The 15,274-nt window shown below is 65.4% G+C and carries 15 protein-coding genes; 5 read left to right on the top strand and 10 right to left on the bottom strand.

All coding sequences use genetic code 11. The annotated features are described in order from the left end of the window. Positions 1 to 161 precede the first annotated feature (161 nt). Together SE92_RS13000 and SE92_RS12995 are read right to left on the bottom strand one after the other, a co-directional pair. Positions 162 to 932 carry an SDR family NAD(P)-dependent oxidoreductase gene (locus SE92_RS13000; protein ID WP_063196059.1) on the bottom strand — a complete coding sequence of 257 codons (771 nt, stop codon included), beginning with the start codon at positions 930 to 932 and terminating at the stop codon, positions 162 to 164. A 171-nt stretch (positions 933 to 1,103) separates the two neighbouring features. Continuing rightward, complete coding sequence (locus SE92_RS12995) at positions 1,104 to 1,391, bottom strand: hypothetical protein (RefSeq protein ID WP_063196058.1); 288 nt, start codon at positions 1,389 to 1,391, stop codon at positions 1,104 to 1,106. Positions 1,392 to 1,448: 57 nt separating this feature from the next. Between SE92_RS12995 and SE92_RS12990 the strand changes: the two genes are divergently transcribed. From SE92_RS12990 to SE92_RS12980, 3 genes are all read left to right on the top strand, one after another. Then, positions 1,449 to 2,849, top strand: a complete 1,401-nt coding sequence (locus SE92_RS12990; protein ID WP_063196057.1) for a CoA transferase — start codon at positions 1,449 to 1,451, stop codon at positions 2,847 to 2,849. A gap of 145 nt (positions 2,850 to 2,994) precedes the next feature. Next, the gene (locus tag SE92_RS12985; RefSeq protein ID WP_063196056.1) at positions 2,995 to 4,239 is read left to right on the top strand and encodes an efflux RND transporter periplasmic adaptor subunit; all 1,245 of its coding nucleotides are present in this window, start codon (positions 2,995 to 2,997) and stop codon (positions 4,237 to 4,239) included. A gap of 29 nt (positions 4,240 to 4,268) precedes the next feature. After that, positions 4,269 to 7,385 (top strand): efflux RND transporter permease subunit, encoded by a 3,117-nt coding sequence (locus SE92_RS12980; RefSeq protein ID WP_063196055.1) that lies wholly within the window; start codon positions 4,269 to 4,271, stop codon positions 7,383 to 7,385. A gap of 10 nt (positions 7,386 to 7,395) precedes the next feature. Here the strand turns inward: SE92_RS12980 and SE92_RS12975 are convergent, their stop codons facing one another. From SE92_RS12975 to SE92_RS12940, 8 genes are all read right to left on the bottom strand, one after another. Continuing rightward, the gene (locus SE92_RS12975) at positions 7,396 to 8,115 is read right to left on the bottom strand and encodes a LysE family translocator (RefSeq protein WP_245324570.1); all 720 of its coding nucleotides are present in this window, start codon (positions 8,113 to 8,115) and stop codon (positions 7,396 to 7,398) included. 105 nt (positions 8,116 to 8,220) lie between these two features. Further along, positions 8,221 to 9,183, bottom strand: coding sequence for an amidohydrolase family protein (locus SE92_RS12970; RefSeq protein WP_063196053.1), 963 nt, complete (start codon positions 9,181 to 9,183; stop codon positions 8,221 to 8,223). A 52-nt stretch (positions 9,184 to 9,235) separates the two neighbouring features. Further along, positions 9,236 to 9,793 carry a P-loop NTPase family protein gene (locus SE92_RS12965; protein ID WP_063196052.1) on the bottom strand — a complete coding sequence of 186 codons (558 nt, stop codon included), beginning with the start codon at positions 9,791 to 9,793 and terminating at the stop codon, positions 9,236 to 9,238. Positions 9,794 to 9,872: 79 nt separating this feature from the next. Next, positions 9,873 to 10,223, bottom strand: a complete 351-nt coding sequence (locus SE92_RS12960; RefSeq protein WP_063196051.1) for an addiction module antidote protein — start codon at positions 10,221 to 10,223, stop codon at positions 9,873 to 9,875. Beyond that, a complete protein-coding gene (locus tag SE92_RS12955) occupies positions 10,223 to 10,513 on the bottom strand; it encodes a type II toxin-antitoxin system RelE/ParE family toxin (protein WP_063196050.1) in 291 nt (96 codons plus the stop codon). The genes SE92_RS12960 and SE92_RS12955 overlap by 1 nt, the downstream gene beginning before the upstream one ends. Before the next feature lie 102 nt (positions 10,514 to 10,615). Further along, positions 10,616 to 12,013, bottom strand: a complete 1,398-nt coding sequence (locus tag SE92_RS12950; RefSeq protein WP_063196049.1) for a TolC family outer membrane protein — start codon at positions 12,011 to 12,013, stop codon at positions 10,616 to 10,618. A 219-nt stretch (positions 12,014 to 12,232) separates the two neighbouring features. After that, positions 12,233 to 13,012, bottom strand: coding sequence for an enoyl-CoA hydratase (locus SE92_RS12945; RefSeq protein ID WP_063196048.1), 780 nt, complete (start codon positions 13,010 to 13,012; stop codon positions 12,233 to 12,235). Between the two features lie 121 nt (positions 13,013 to 13,133). Further along, positions 13,134 to 13,793, bottom strand: a complete 660-nt coding sequence (locus SE92_RS12940) for a hypothetical protein (protein ID WP_063196047.1) — start codon at positions 13,791 to 13,793, stop codon at positions 13,134 to 13,136. Positions 13,794 to 14,082: 289 nt separating this feature from the next. On the opposite strand from SE92_RS12940, the gene SE92_RS12935 reads away from it, so the two are divergent. Together SE92_RS12935 and SE92_RS12930 are read left to right on the top strand one after the other, a co-directional pair. Further along, on the top strand, positions 14,083 to 14,628 hold the full coding sequence (locus tag SE92_RS12935; protein WP_063203498.1) for a sigma-70 family RNA polymerase sigma factor: 546 nt from the start codon (positions 14,083 to 14,085) through the stop codon (positions 14,626 to 14,628). A 2-nt stretch (positions 14,629 to 14,630) separates the two neighbouring features. Then, a complete protein-coding gene (locus tag SE92_RS12930) occupies positions 14,631 to 15,269 on the top strand; it encodes an NrsF family protein (protein WP_063196046.1) in 639 nt (212 codons plus the stop codon). Positions 15,270 to 15,274 lie beyond the last annotated feature (5 nt).

Genomic DNA, 15,274 nt, shown 5'->3' with positions numbered 1-15,274 from the left:
GCGCGAGAAGACGAGTTTGTTGCGACGACGGTGCGCCACACTCTCGGTCGTCATGCCCGGGCTTGACCCGGGCATTCACGTCTTTCGGCGAGCACGGCAGCGCGTGGATGGCTGGGTCAAGCCCGGCCATGACGGAAGAGAGAGCCCGGCAAGCCGCATCCTCAAAAATTCACCCGGTTCGAGATCGCGCCGTCCACAACGAGATTCGATCCCGTGGTGAACCCCGACACCGGGCTCGCCAGAAACACCGCCGCGCTTGCGATCTCCTGCGGCGTTGCCATGCGGCCGGTCGGATTGCGCTTCATCGCGTCGTTGTAGCGCTCGGGCATGTTCTTCTCGATCATCTCCCAGACACCGCCCTTGAAATAGACGGTGCCGGGTGACACCACGTTGACGCGGATCTTCTTCTTCGCATGCTGCCGCGCCAGGCCCTTGGCCATGTGGATCAGCGCGGCCTTGATCGGACCGTAGGAGCTGGCGGTGTCCGCCTGCGCCGCGGAGATCGACGAGATGATCACGAAGGCGGCATCGCCGCTGCTGGCGCCGCTCGCTTCGAGGAACGGCCGCGCGGCATCGAAGGCGTGCACGGCGCCGAGCACGTCGAGCTGGAAATTCTGCTGCCAGGACGCCGCGTCGTGGCCCTGCGCCATCGCGCCGGCATTGGAGAACAGCATGTCGATGCCGCCGAGCTCCTTTGCGGTATTCTCGATCCAGGCCTTCAGCGCCGCGCCGTCGGTGACGTCGACCGGACTTCCGGCGGCGCGAACGCCGCTCGCCTTCAGCTCCGCGACGGTGGCCGCCACCTGATCGGCATTGCGCGCGCACACCGCGACATTGGCGCATTCACCGGCTAGCGTTGCCGCAATCGCCCGCCCGATGCCGCGCGTGCCGCCGAGCACGATGGCGTTCTTTCCTTTGAGACCGAGATCCATTGTTGGGCTCCTTTTTGTTGGCGTGGAGAATGTAGCTCTTCCGAGAAAATTTAAGAAGCCTCCGCATCGTCATTGTGAGGAGCTCTTGCGACGAAGCAATCCAGGCTGCCGCTGCGGAAAGATTCTGGATCGCCTTCGCTGCGCTCGCAATGACGTGGAGAGAGACGGGCCTCACTCCGGCGCCGCCCCCACCGGCGGGCCGCCGGGCGGGCGGTGCAGGAAGGTCAGCGAGGCATAGGCGCCGGCCCAGGAGCCGATCGCCGCGAAGGCGACATAGAATGCGTTTTCGGTGTAGCTGATCACGGCGTAGGAGGAGAGCATGTACCAGACCGCGCTCCAGTTCGCCGCTGACATGCGCTTGCGCGCGATCACGGCCGAGGTGAACATCACATAGACCGCGTCGGTGGCCGCTGTTGCAACGAACACGGCGCCCGCGGTGAGGGGATCGATGGCGGCCATTGCAAACCTTTCTGTGAACGTGACATGCTCGGGGAAACTAAAGGGAGAGAAGCGGCCATGCAAAGCCCCGCCGACATTCTCAAGGGCATCTGGACCTCTGCAGGCGGTGACGCGGCCGCCCTCGATCGCGTGCGGCTGACCGGCGAGGAGCCTCAAATCCCGTCCTCGTTTCGCGTCGCGGTCGCCGGGCAGACGTCGATAGCTGCCGCCGGCCTCGCTGCTGCTGAAATCTGGCGGCTGCGCAGCGGTGAGACGCAGGACGTTTCCGTCGACATGCGCCACGCCGTCGCCGAATGCCGCTCCGAGCGCTATCTCCGCCTCGACGACAAGCCGCCGCCGCCGGCCTGGGACGTCATCGCCGGCGTCTACAGGACCGGCGATGGCCGCTTCGTTCGCTGCCACACCAACTTCCCGCATCATCGGGACGCCGTCTGCAAGGTGCTTGCTTGCGAGCCGGAGCGCGGCAAGGTGCAGGCGGCGCTCATGCAGTGGACGGGAGAAGATTTCGAGACTGCGGCCTACGCCGCGGGGGGCGTCGTTGCCCTGATGCGCAGCTACGACGAATGGTCCGCGCTGCCGCAGGCGCGCGCGCTGGCGCAATTGCCGCTGATCTCGATCGAGAAGATCGGCGAAGCCGCGCCGAAGCCATGGCCACAAGGCGATCGTCCGCTCGCGGGGCTTCGCGTGCTTGATCTCTCCCGTGTCATCGCAGGTCCCGTCGCCGGCCGCACGCTCGCCGCGCACGGCGCTGATGTGCTGCTGGTGTCGGGTCCGGAGCTGCCCGCCATCGACTGGCTCACCATCGACACCGGTCGCGGCAAGCTCACCACCTTCATCGAACTGAAGAGCGAGGCGGGCAGGGCGCAATTGCGCGAATTGCTGGCGGATGCCGACATCTTCTCGCAAGGCTATCGCCCGCATGCACTCGCCGCGATCGGCTTCGCGCCGGAGGATGCAGCGAAGATCAATCCCGGCATCGTCTATGTCACGCTGTCGGCCTATGGCCATGCCGGTCCCTGGGCTGAGCGCCGCGGCTTCGATTCGCTCGTGCAGACCACGACCGGATTCAACCACGCCGAAGGGCGCGCGGCAGGTCTCGACGGTCCCAAGGAATTGCCGGCGCAGATGCTCGATCACGCCACCGGCTATCTGATGGCGTTCGGCGCGATGATGGCGAGGGCGCGTCAAGCTCGTGAGGGCGGCAGCTGGCACGTGCGGGTGTCGCTGGCGCAGACCGGGCGTTGGCTTTGGAATCTCGGCCGGCTCGACGGCGGACTGAAGACCCCGGATCTTACGGGCGAGGCCGTACATGCTGCGTTCATCGAGAGCATGCCATCTGGATTCGGCATGTTGAAGGCGGTGCGCCATTCGGCGCTGCTGTCGAGCACACCGGCGCGATGGTCTCGTCCGGCGATGCCGCTCGGCTCTCATCCGGCACAGTGGCCGGCGCGAAGCTGACGTGAAGCTGACACGTCGCAAAAATTTAACGCAAACCGAAAGGTGCGCAGCGTTTTTTAGGTTGTTTGAAATCCTAATTCGGCACTATTAGCGCAACCGATAAGGCAGGTACCTGCCGAGATCGTCGCAGACACGACCGGGCTCCATGGTAGTTGAAAATACCAAGCGATTGCAGGTGTTTACAAAACAACGGGTGATCACATCCGTAGTTCTACTAGCTCTTGCCGGCGCCGGTGCCTACGGCCTCCTGTCTTTGGGCCCCAGGGAAAAGAAGCACTCCGAGATCTCCAGCCAGTCGCGCAGGAATGCGCAGAACTTCACGCCGACGCCGTCCGAATGGGCGACGCTGACAATCGAGCCGGTCAAAGCCAAGAGCTTCCGGGCCGAGTATGTCACCGAGGGCAAGGTCGCCGTCGACGAGGATCGTTCGACGCCGGTGTTCTCGCCCTATGCCGGCCGCGTCACCAAGCTGCTGGCAAAGCCCGGCGAGATGCTGAAGCAGGGTCAACCGCTGTTCACAATCGAGGCCGCCGACACGGTGCAGGCCCAGAATGATTTCATCGCGGCGATGACCTCGCAGAACAAGGCGACGTCGGCGCTCGAGCTGTCCGACATCCAGTTCAAGCGTGCCAAGGACCTCTATGAGGGCCATGCCATTCCGCTCAAGGATTATCAGCAGGCGGAAGCGACGCAGGTTCAGGCGAGGAACGACATGCGATCCTCGCAGACCGCACTCGAAGCCGCGCGCAACAAGCTGCGCATCCTCGGCTTCACCGACGAGACCATCAAGGCGTTCCAGGACAAGGGCGTCATCGACCGGGAGGTCACGATCTATTCGCCGATCGCAGGCACGGTCGTGCAGCGCAAGATCGGTCCCGGCCAGTACGTCAATTCCGGCGCCAGCGATCCGGTCTTCGTAATCGGCGACCTCTCCACCGTCTGGCTCACCGCCTTCGTGCGCGAGAGCGATGCGGCCGCGGTGTGCATCGGTCAGGATATCACCGTCAACGTGATGGCGCTGCCGGGCCGGCCGCTGACCGCCAGGATCAACTACGTCGCCGCCGCGATCGATCCCAGCACCCGCCGCCTGCTGGTCCGCGCCACCATCGACAACAAGGACGGCCTGCTGAAGCCGGAGATGTTCGCCAACGTCACGATCTATTCGGCTGGCGACCGCGCCGCGCCGGCGGTGCCGAAGCAGGCGTTGATCTATGAGGCCGACAAGGTCCGCATCTGGGTCGCGCGCGAGGACAAGTCGGTTGAGCTGCGACAGATCAAGACCGGCCTCATCAACGGCAATCTCGTCGAAGTCACCAGCAACCTGAACCCCGGCGAGCAGATCGTCACCAAGGGCAGCCTGTTCATCGACCGCGCGGCGTCCGGCAGCTGATCGACGACCCAAGAAAATTGAAGACCTGAATGGATCGTCTCGTCGCCCTTGCCGTCAACCGGCGCTTCCTGATGGTCGGTATGTTCGTCGCTGTCTTGATCGGCGGCGTGATCGCGTTCAACCAGCTCAACATCGAGGCCTATCCCGATCCGACCCCGCCCATGGTCGACATCGTGACGCAGAGCCCGGGCCTGTCGGCAGAGGAGATCGAGCGCTACATCACGATCCCGATCGAGACCCAGGTCGCAGGCCTGAAGAACGTCACGACCATCCGCACTATCTCGCTGTACGGTCTCTCCGACGTCAAAATTCAGTTCTCCTTTGCCTACACCTATGACGAAGCGTTGCAGCAGGTGTTGAACCGCCTGGCGCAGCTCGCGCCGCTGCCAGGCAACGTGCAGCCGCAGATTTCGCCGCTGAGCCCGATCGGCGAGATTTTCCGCTACCGCCTCGTGGGCCCGCCGAACTACAGCGTGCTCGATCTCAAGACCATTCAGGACTGGATCCTGCAGCGCCGCTTCCGCGCGGTGCCAGGGGTGATTGACGTCACGGGGTGGGGCGGCAGAAGCAAGACTTATGAGATCCAAGTCGACTTCAACAAGCTGATCGCCAACGGGCTGACGCTGCCGCAATTGCTCCAGGCGGTCGGCAATTCGAACGTCAATGTCGGCGGCAACACCGTCAATATCGGCCAGCAATCGGCCGTCGTGCGCGGCGTCGGCCTGATCCGGTCGATCGACGATCTTGCCAATACCATGGTCTCGCAGACCGGCGGCAATCCGGTGCTGGTCAAGGACGTCGCCACCGTCACCGTCGGCCAGAAGCCGCGCCTCGGCATCGCCGGTATCGACGAGGCCGACGACATCGTGCAGGGCATCGTCCTGATGCGCCGCGGCGAGCAGAGCTCGCCGACCATCAAGCGGGTCCACCAGCTCGTCCAGCAGATCAACAATTCCAGCATCCTGCCGCCCGGCGTGCGCATCGAGCGCATTTACGACCGCGGCGACCTGATTGCGCTCACCACCCACACGGTGCTGCACAACATGGTGGTCGGCATTCTCTTGATCGTGCTGCTGCAGTGGATCTTCCTCGGCGATTTGCGCAGCGCGCTGATCGTCGGCGCCACCATTCCGTTCGCGTTGTTCTTCGCCGTCATCATCCTGGTGCTGCGCGGCGAATCGGCCAATCTGCTGTCGGTCGGCGCGATCGATTTCGGCCTGATCGTCGATGCCACCGTCATCATGGTGGAGGCGATCTTCCGTCGCCTGACACAGACGACGCCGACGTCGGAAGCCGAGCACATGTCCAATGAGACGCTGTTCGGCATGAAGAGCCACGCCATCCTCAGCGCGGCGGCGGACGTCTCGCGCTCGATCTTCTTCGCCGCGGCGATCATCATCGCGGCCTTCCTGCCGCTGTTCACGCTGTCGGGCGTCGAAGGCAACATCTTCGGGCCGATGGCCCGCACCTATGCCTACGCATTGGCCGGCGGGCTGCTTGCGACATTCACCGTCACGCCGGCGTTGTCCGCGATCATCCTTCCCGCGCATGTCCATGAGACCGAGACCAAGGTGATGCTGATCCTGCACCGGCTCTACATGCCCGTGCTGAATTGGGCGGTGGCCAACCGCAACATCGTCCTCGGCGCCGCGGTCGGCCTGGTGTTGATGACGGTCGCGCTCAGCCGGCTGCTCGGCCTCGAATTCCTGCCGAAGCTGGAAGAGGGCAATCTCTGGATTCGCGCCACGCTGCCGCCGACCATCTCGCTCCAGGAAGGCAACAGCTACGTCAACGAGATGCGCAAGGTGATCCGCGCCCGGCCGGAGGTCGAGTCCGTCGTGTCGCAGCACGGCCGTCCCGATGACGGCACCGACGCCGCCGGCTTCTTCAACGCCGAGTTCTTCGCGCCGCTCAAGCCCGTGAGCCAGTGGCCCGGCACGCGTGACAAGGAAGAGCTGACCGCGGAGCTGCTGAAGCAGCTCGACGATCGTTTCCCCGGCGTCGAGTTCAACTTCTCGCAATATCTCCAGGACAACGTCTCCGAGGCCGTCTCCGGCGTGAAGGGCGAGAATTCGATCAAGCTGTTCGGCAGCGATCTGCAGGCGCTGACCGACACCGCCAACAAGATCAAGCAGGTGCTGTCGACCGTGCAGGGCGTCACCGACCTTGCGGTGTTCACCTCACTCGGGCAGCCGACCGTCCAGATCGACATCGACCGCGCCAAGGCCGCGCGCTATGGCCTTGCGCCGGGCGACATCAACGCCACGATCAAGGTCGCGATCGGCGGCGACACCGCCGGCGATCTCTATGAGCCGGGCAGCGACCGTCACTTCCCGATCATCGTCCGCCTCGCGCCGGAGTACCGCAGGAGCGCGGAGGCGATCCAGAACTTGCGGATCGGCGCGCCTGGGCCGAACGGCACGGTCACCCAGATTCCCCTCAGCGAAGTCGCCAACATCAGCCTCGTCTCCGGCGCGGCCTATATCTATCGCGAGCAGCAGGAACGCTATCTGCCGATCAAGTTCTCGGTGCGCGAGCGCGACCTCGGCAGTGCGATCCGCGAGGCGCAGCAGAAGATCGCCGACCAGGTGCAGCTGCCGCCCGGCTCGCACATGGACTGGGTCGGCGAGTTCGGCAATCTCCAGGACGCGATCCGGCGGCTGTCGATCGTGGTGCCGATCTCGCTGGCGCTGATCGGCGTGCTGCTCTGGTTCAATTTCGGCTCGATGACCGACACGCTGCTGGCCATGAGCGTGATCCCGATGGCGATCTTCGGCGGCGTGCTTGGTCTGTTGATCACGGGCACCGCGTTCAGCGTCTCCGCGGCGATCGGCTTCATCGCGCTGTTCGGAATCGCCGTGATGGACGGCATCATCATCCTGTCGCAGTTCAACCAGCTCATCGAAGAGGGCATGGACCGCCTGAGTGCGGTGGTGCGTACCGGAGAGCTGCAGCTCCGCCCGGTGCTGATGACGTGCGTCGTCGCCGGCGTCGGGCTTCTGCCGGCGGCGCTGTCGGAGGGTATCGGCTCGCAGGTGCAGAAGCCGCTTGCGGTCGTCGTCGTCACCGGCATGATGCTGGCGCCGGTCGTGATCCTCGTGACCTTGCCGGTCCTCATTTCGTTCTTCTCGCGCCGCGCGCGCTGAGCGCCGTCGATCATAACATCCGTTGTGCGATCCGCAGCAACATCGTGGCGCCGAGGGCGAGCAGAATCAGGCTGGCGAGCCGGCTGCTCAACGACAGCATCCGAGGCGTCAGTCGCGACCGCGCGGTTGCAACGATCGTGCTGAGCATCATCCACCAGACCGCGGAGCCCACGAAGACGCCCGCGATCAACGGTGCCGCCGCGGCCTGGGTGGAGAACGCGTGCAGCGCCGCCAGGAACAGGATGACCGTCAGCGGATTGGTCAGTCCGAGCGCGATGGCGCTGAGATAGGCGCGCGCCAGACGCACTCTGTCGATCTCGCCGACATCCTGGAGCACGATCGAACATCGATGTGTCCGGACCGCGAACCACAGCAGCGTCAGCGCCGAGACGATTCCTAATCCAGCCGCATTGGCCTCGACCCAAGGCTGCGCAAGCGAGCCAAGTCCCAACACCGCGAAGGCGCCGTAGGTGAGGTGCACGGTCGCCGCACCGAAACCGGTGGCGAGCCCTGTTGCCATGCCCGATGCCAGGGTGCGCTGAATGCACAACATGCCCATTGGCCCGATGGGAGCGGCGACGGTGAAACCAATTCCAGCGCCGGACAAAAGCGCGGCGAGATAATGCGACAGGGACATACGACCGCACAAACAAATGAAATCTGTGCGTGCGTATCGGTGAAACTGAATCGCCGCCTCAACCGAAGGGTTGAAAAGCCGGCGCGGGCACAAACACGTTCGTGTGAATCGCGCGTGCCTGCGCCCTCGCGACAACGGTTCCACCGCGCAGACCGCAATTGCGCATGTTCCGTTGAACCTTATCGGGCGCGTCGCGACTCAGAAGCCGTAGAGTCGTGCGGGGTTGTCGACCAGGATCTTCTTGCGCACGCTCGCATCCGGCGCCCAGACCGGAAGCTGATTGAGCAGGCGGCCGTCGTCGATCTGGTAGAGCGGCGCGATGTCGGTGGCCTTGCGTCCCTCGACCCGGCTCGAATCCGGATGTGGCCAGTCGGTGCCCCAGACGATGCGATCCGCATTGGCCGCGATCAGGGCCTGCGCATAGGGCACCATGTCCTGGTAGTCGGGCGCGAGCTTGGACGAGCGATAGGCGCCGGAGATCTTCACGTGGGCCTTACCGGACTTCACCAGCGCGACGAGATCGGAGAAGCCCGGCTGCTCCAGCCCGAGCGACGCCTCGAGCCCGCCGAAATGGTCGAACACGACGGGCACCGGCGCCGTCTCGACGAGGTCCTTGATCGCCGAGATCATGGCAAGCGTGGTGTAGAGCTGCACGTGCCAGCCGCGCGCCTTCATGCGCTCGACTGCGGCGGTGAAGCGCGGTCGTCCGACATTGGGATCGTTGACGCCGCCGGTCGCAAGATTGAGGCGGATGCCGCGGAAGCCGTCCTGATGCATCGCATCGAGCTGTGCCTCCGTCGTCTTGTCGTCGATCACCGCCACACCGCGCGCGGTCGCACCGCGTGCCTTCATGCCGAACAGGGTGGAGGAATTGTCGGTGCCGTAGACGCTCGGGGTGACGATCACCACGCGCTCGATATGCAGGGCTTTGTGCAGCGCGGCCATTTCTTCAGGGCTTGCCGGCTCCGGCGTGTAGACGCGCCCGGCGAAGAACGGAAACTTTTCGACATCGCCGTGGATATGGGTGTGGCAGTCGCAGGCGTGCGGCGGGACGTCGAAATTGACCGGCGTCGCAGGCTGCGCCGCCCGGGCGCGGGCTCTGTTGGTCATGGCTACTCCGGCGGCGAGGGAGGCAAGCAGGACGCTGCGTCGGTTGAGCACGGTTTCTCTCCCTGTTTTTGTTGTTTGGCAGTGCAGCCGGGACAGTATCACATTAGCCCGGCAACCGCTGCGCCTCGTTGCATAGCTGCTCGACAAGGTCGGCAAGCGGGCGTGAGCCGTCAACGCGCACGACCGGGCAGGGCAGGCCCGAGAGCCAGGCCTCATCCTTTGGGAGACTGCGGCCGTCGCGATCGCCGGCTTCATAGTGTGAAGCCCATCCGACAAAGGATTCGGTCTCCTGATGGCGCCAGCCGCCCGGCACGACGGCATCCGCCCCGAAATGTGCAGCTTCGCGGGCACGTAGGCGCTGCATGCGAAGTTCGCGCGGTGTCGTCACGAAGACAACAAGATCGAACGACTGGATGAGCTCGTCGCCCCAGCCGGTGACGGTTCCGCTCAGCACCCAATCAAGACGCGGCAGGAACATCTCGCGCATCAGGCGCAGGCGGTCGGCCGCCGGGCGCGTCGTCTGGTAGGGCGGCACGGTCGGCAGCCAGAAATAGTCGTCGCTGTCGTGATGCGGCAGCGCAAGCCGGCCCGCGAGCGCGCGACCAATCGTGGTCACGCCGGCTCCCGAAGCTCCCATCAAATGAATGCGGCGGCTTTTCATGTTCACCTGACACTGCCTGAACCGATAGGGCGGCCGGTCACAGCAATCGCGACGTCCAGGCGCCTTGCGGCGCGCTCCCTCAGGCGGCGCGGCGGCGCTTTGTCGCTCGTCCGCTGGCCGCGGGTTGAGCCGACAATGTCAGGCCCAACGCCGCGACAATGCGCATGACCGTGCCAAACTCAGGATTCCCCGTCTCTCCGAGGGCCTTGTACAGACTTTCGCGGTTCAAACCGGCTTTCTTGGCGATCGTGCTCATGCCGCGCGCACGCGCAACGAGACCAAGCGCGTCGCGCACGAAATCGGCGTCGCCGGTTTCCAGCGCGGCAGCAATATAGGCGGCTTGGCGCTCTTCAGTGTTGAGATAGTCGGCTGCGTCGAAACGGGTCGTCTTGGATGCCGCTTTGACCGTCGTTCTTGCTGCTTTCGGCATCACAATGTCTCCGCTAGTTGCTGTGCTAGCTTGATGTCTTGTCGCTGCGTGCGTTTGTCGCCGCCACATAGCAGGATCACGAGCTGCGTTCCGCGATGCACATAATAGATCCGGTAGCCCGGACCGTGGTCGATGCGCATTTCCCGGATGTTGTGGCCGACGCCCTTGCTGTCGCCGGGATTGCCCATCTCCATGCGGCGAAGGCGGACGGTGATCCGGGCAACCGCGCTGGCATCCTTGAGGCGATCCAACCACTCCGAAAAAAGCTCAGTCTGCCTCACCTCGATCATAGGCCACAATTGTAGCCCATGGGCGACAAAATGTCAAAGAAGCAGGGTGGCGCGCCGAGAAGGCCGGCGGTGCAGGATGCTGCAAAGAGATGCTGCGCGGGCCTACTGCCCCGACGGCGTGCGCAGGCCGTGCCAGGCATCGCGGACCTGATGGTAGTGCACCTCGGGCAGGTAGTCCGGCGTGTTCAGGCTCAGTGTCTTGACGTCGAGATGGCCGGTGGCACTGAGCAGCGTGTACGAGGCAATGACACGGTCGCGCAGCGCGCCGATCAGGCGGGCCTTGGCCTGGATCAGATCGGCCTGCGAGTTCAGGACGTCCACCGTCGTGCGTTGTCCGCCGGCGGCCTCGCGCTGCACGCCTTGCAGAGCGACGGTTGCGGCTTTCACTTCGGACTCCGAGGCCGAGACCGTGATCTTGGCGCCCTCATTGGCGACCCAGGCGCTGACCGCCGCCGTGCGCGCCTGGTTGCGCACCTGGTCGAGCACGAGCCGGCTCTGCGCCGTGATTTCCTTGGCCTGCCGGGTCTGCGCCGCGGCCTGGCCGCCGTCATAGATCGGCGCGGTGACGCTGGCGACGATCGAGGCCTGGTCCTCGGCAAAGGTGCCGAGCGTCGGGTCGTTGTTGCGGCTCTTGCTGGCGCTGCCCTGAATGGTGGCGCTCGGCAGCAGCGCGCCTTCGGCGATGCGGATGTTGGTGGAGGCGACATCGACGTCGAAGCTGGCGGCCATCACCGCAGGATGCTGGCGGATCGCCATCGTCATGGCGTCTTCGCGGCTCTTCGGCAGATAACGGTCGACGACCTCGGCGGGCCGTAGCTGCGACGGCGAATTGCCGATCACTTGCGCATAGGTCGCCTGGCTGATGGCAAGGGCGACTTCGGCGGCGTTGAGATCGGCAAGGCCGCGATTGAGGCGTGCCTCGGCCTGCGCGCTGTCGGTCGGCGTGACATCGCCGGCGTTGAGGCGGCGCTGGGTGACCGCGAGCGTCTCGCGCAGGAAGGCGACGTTGGAACGCTGCGCCTCGACCAGCGACTGGTTGGCGAGCACATTGGTATAGGCGGTGACAGCGTCGAGCAGCACGCCCTGGCCGACATTACGCAGCGCCTCGCGGCCCGACTGCACCTGGAGCTCGGCGGCCCGCACGTTGTTGGCGGTACGGAACCCGTTGAACAGGGTCTGCGTCACGGTGACGCCGATGATCCATGGCTTGAGGTTGCCGGTCTGGATCGTGTTGTCGGGCAAGAGATTGCGCACCGTTTGCAGGCCGGCGCTGAGGCTCGCCACGATCTGCGGCCGGTAGCCCGCGAGGGCCTGTGGCACGTTCTCGTCCGTGGCGCGTTGTCGCGCCCGTTCGGCATTGAGCTGCGGATTGGTCTGGTAGGCCTTGGCGAGCGCATCGGGCAGGGCTTCCGCCGACGCAGCGGAGGGCAGGGCGCAGCAGAGCGCCAGCGTGGTCCATGTCGCAAGCGCAGGACCCACGCCCGATCGATGCCGCGTCATCTCGCGACCAGCTCTGGCGGTACGCCCAATCATGTAATCCCGCTTAACCCCGGCTGTCCGCCCCCGCCGACGAGGCCTCTTAACTGTTTAACCAGCCGAGGTCCCGCAGGCAAACTGCCGCGGGGGAAACCCCCATGAAATCCGTGCTTGTTGCAGCTTCGTCACAGGATTTTGGGGGAACACGGCCGAGCCTTACACCAGCCTGACCGTGCGCCGAGATTACCGGTTCTTGTTCACCGGCTTGCGCTTCTCGATGAACGCCGCCATGCCCTCGGAGCGGTCCTCCAGCGCGAAGGTCGCGTGGAACAGGTTGCGCTCGACGCTCATGCCCTCGGCGAGCGTGGTCTCGAAGGCGCGGTTCACCGCTTCCTTGGCCATCGCGACAGCAGGGCGCGACATCGACGCGATCTTGTCGGCTGCCGCCATCACTTCGTCCATCAGCTTGTCAGCGGGTACGATGCGGCTGACGAGGCCCGAGCGCTCGGCTTCCGCCGCATCCATCATGCGGCCGGTGAGGCACAGGTCCATCGCCTTGGACTTGCCGATCGCGCGCGTCAGGCGCTGGGTACCGCCGATGCCGGGAATGGTGCCGAGCGTGATCTCGGGCTGGCCGAACTTGGCGGTGTCGGCGGCGATGATGACATCGCACATCATGGCGAGCTCGCAACCGCCGCCGAGCGCGTAGCCCGCGACCGCGGCAATGGTCGGCTTGCGGCAGCGCGCGAGGCGGTCGCCGCCGATCGCGGCAAAATCCTCGGAGAACATGTCGATGAAGCCCTTCGGCTGCATCTCCTTGATGTCGGCGCCGGCGGCAAAGGCCTTCTCGCTGCCGGTCACGACGATGCAGCCGATGGCGTCGTCGGCCTCGAGATCGTCGACGGCAGCCGCGATCTCGCGGAAGACGCCGAAGGAGAGCGCGTTGAGCATCTTCGGCCGGTTCAGCTTGATGATACCGACTGCGCCTTTGCTCTCGACGATGATGTGTTCGAACGTGCTCATGCTTCACCCACGCTTTTGATAGGGCGGGCAATGTGCCCGCTGGCGCGGATGCCTTCAAGGGGCAGCGGACAAGGAGCAGCGACGCAGGACGCGCGGGCTGCGCGTCCTGCCGGACCGGCAATCAGGCCATGAACATGCGTGCGGCCGAGGCCAGCGTCAGCAGCGTGCCGACGCCGATGAAGATCTTGCCGATCAGCGAGCTCTGGTCCCAGGCCGAACTCTGCTGGCTGCTCGCCATCACCGGCGCCGGCCGCGGCTGGGCCTCGGTTGCGGCAATCACCGCCTTTTGCGGCGGCGGGGTGTCCTGCTGCAGGGCGCGGTCGATGTCGTTGAGCTGATCGGGTGCGACGACCTGGCTCTCGGCGTTCGCGGCGCCGGTATTATCGGCCGCCGCCTGGACATTGTCGTTGGCGCGGTCGGTCATCGCGGTGGCCGCAGCCGCGGTCGGCGTATCGGCGGCGGCGAGCTGTGCATTGGCATTGGCGACCGCCGGCGGCATCTGGCCCGAGGCCGGCATCTCGTTCTCGGCCTTGTTATCCGCCTTCGGCTCCTCGGCCTTTGCAGGGACGTCGTTCTTGTCGTCGGATTTCTGTGCCGTCTTGCCGCTGACGGTACGACGCGACTCGTGGCGCCGGTGCTTGCCCGGCTTGGCTGTGTCAGCCTGTTTGCCCGCGCCGTCCGATTTGCCGGTTGAACTCGGCGCCGCCTGCGCGACGCCTCCGAACAGCACGAAAAGGCCGGCAAGAAGGATCAACGCCGCGCGCCCGCTGGCTTTCATCATGTTGACGATCTCCCCAATTCCGCCCGTCCCGGGAGCGAACAGAGACCCTGGGGCGTGACGACAGCGGGGCAGAAAATGGGAATCTTCGCGCTCCTCCGGGCGAAAACGGGGCAAAGCGGTGCGATGCGGCCTGCCGCCGGGTGCGGGGCGTGCCGATCGGTGTTATGAGCCGTCGCAGACGTTTTGGTCGTATCGGTCGCGTGCTGCGGCCCACGATCACGAATTCGTGATCGTGGGCCGCCCGCGTAACAAATTGAACGAACGGCCGAATTGCATGGTGAGGGCGCGCGTGCGCGGACGTGAGGACGAATGGACCGGCCTGATGCGGTCGGCCATGGCTGGCGATGATGCGGCGTATCATCGCCTGTTGAGGGCGGTCACGCCGGTGCTGCGCGCCGCCGCAAGGCGTGGCTTGGCGCGGGCCGGGCAACCTCCAGACCAGGCCGAGGATATCGTGCAGGAGATTCTGTTGGCGGTGCATTTGAAGCGGCACACTTGGGACAGCGAAGCCCCCTTCGCGCCCTGGCTGTTCGCGATCGCCCGCAACAAGCTGATCGATGCCTTGCGGCGACGCGGCAGGCGCATCTTCGTCAACATCGACGATTTCGCCGAGACCTTGCCGGGCGAGGCACCGCAAGAGACGGCCTCCGCGGGCGAGGTTGCAACCCAGCTCGGCACGCTGCCGCAGCGCCAGCGCGACGTGCTGCAGTCGATCGCGGTCGAGAGTGCCTCGATCAAGGACACGGCGGCGAAGCTTTCGATGAGCGAAGGCGCGGTGCGGGTCGCACTGCATCGCGGACTTGCAGCACTCACCGCCAAACTGCGGGACCATTAGTGATGGACACCGACCAACTCATTCGCTCGCTCGCAGCCGACAACGCCCATCGCATGCCGCGCGTCGGCGCCATGCTGACCATGGCGCTGCTGGTGGCTGCGCCCTTGTCGATCCTGATCTTCGCGACCTTCCTTGGCGTGCGGCCGGACGTGATGACCGCCATGCACAACCCGTTCTTCGACATGAAGTTCGCGGTCACGCTGTCGCTCGCGATCCCCGCCATCATCGTCAGCCTGCATCTGTCGCGTCCGGAAGCCTTGATGCGCGGCTGGGGCTGGCTCTTGCTGCTCCCCGTAGGGCTGCTTGCGGTTGCGATCGGCAGCGAGGCGATGATGGCGCCGGCCATGCCGATGACGATGCGGCTGGTGGGCAAGAACTCCAGGGTCTGCCTGGTCGCGATTCCCGCGATGTCGCTGCCGCTGCTCGCGGGCGCGCTGTTCGGCCTGCGCCATGGCGCGCCCTCGCATCCGGCGCTCGCCGGCGCGCTCGCTGGCCTGGTATCGGCCGGCCTTGCCGCGACGCTCTACGCCTCGCACTGCACCGACGACTCCCCACTGTTCGTCGCGACCTGGTACACGCTCGCGGCGGCGCTCGTCGCGGCGATTGGGGCTGCGGTGGGGTCCAAAGTCCTGCGCTACTAGCAAGC

This window comes from Bradyrhizobium sp. AT1, from assembly GCF_001590795.1.
GTDB lineage: Bacteria > Pseudomonadota > Alphaproteobacteria > Rhizobiales > Xanthobacteraceae > Bradyrhizobium.
Note: the sequence above shows the minus strand (reverse complement) of the source record. Positions and strands in the feature narration are given on the sequence as shown.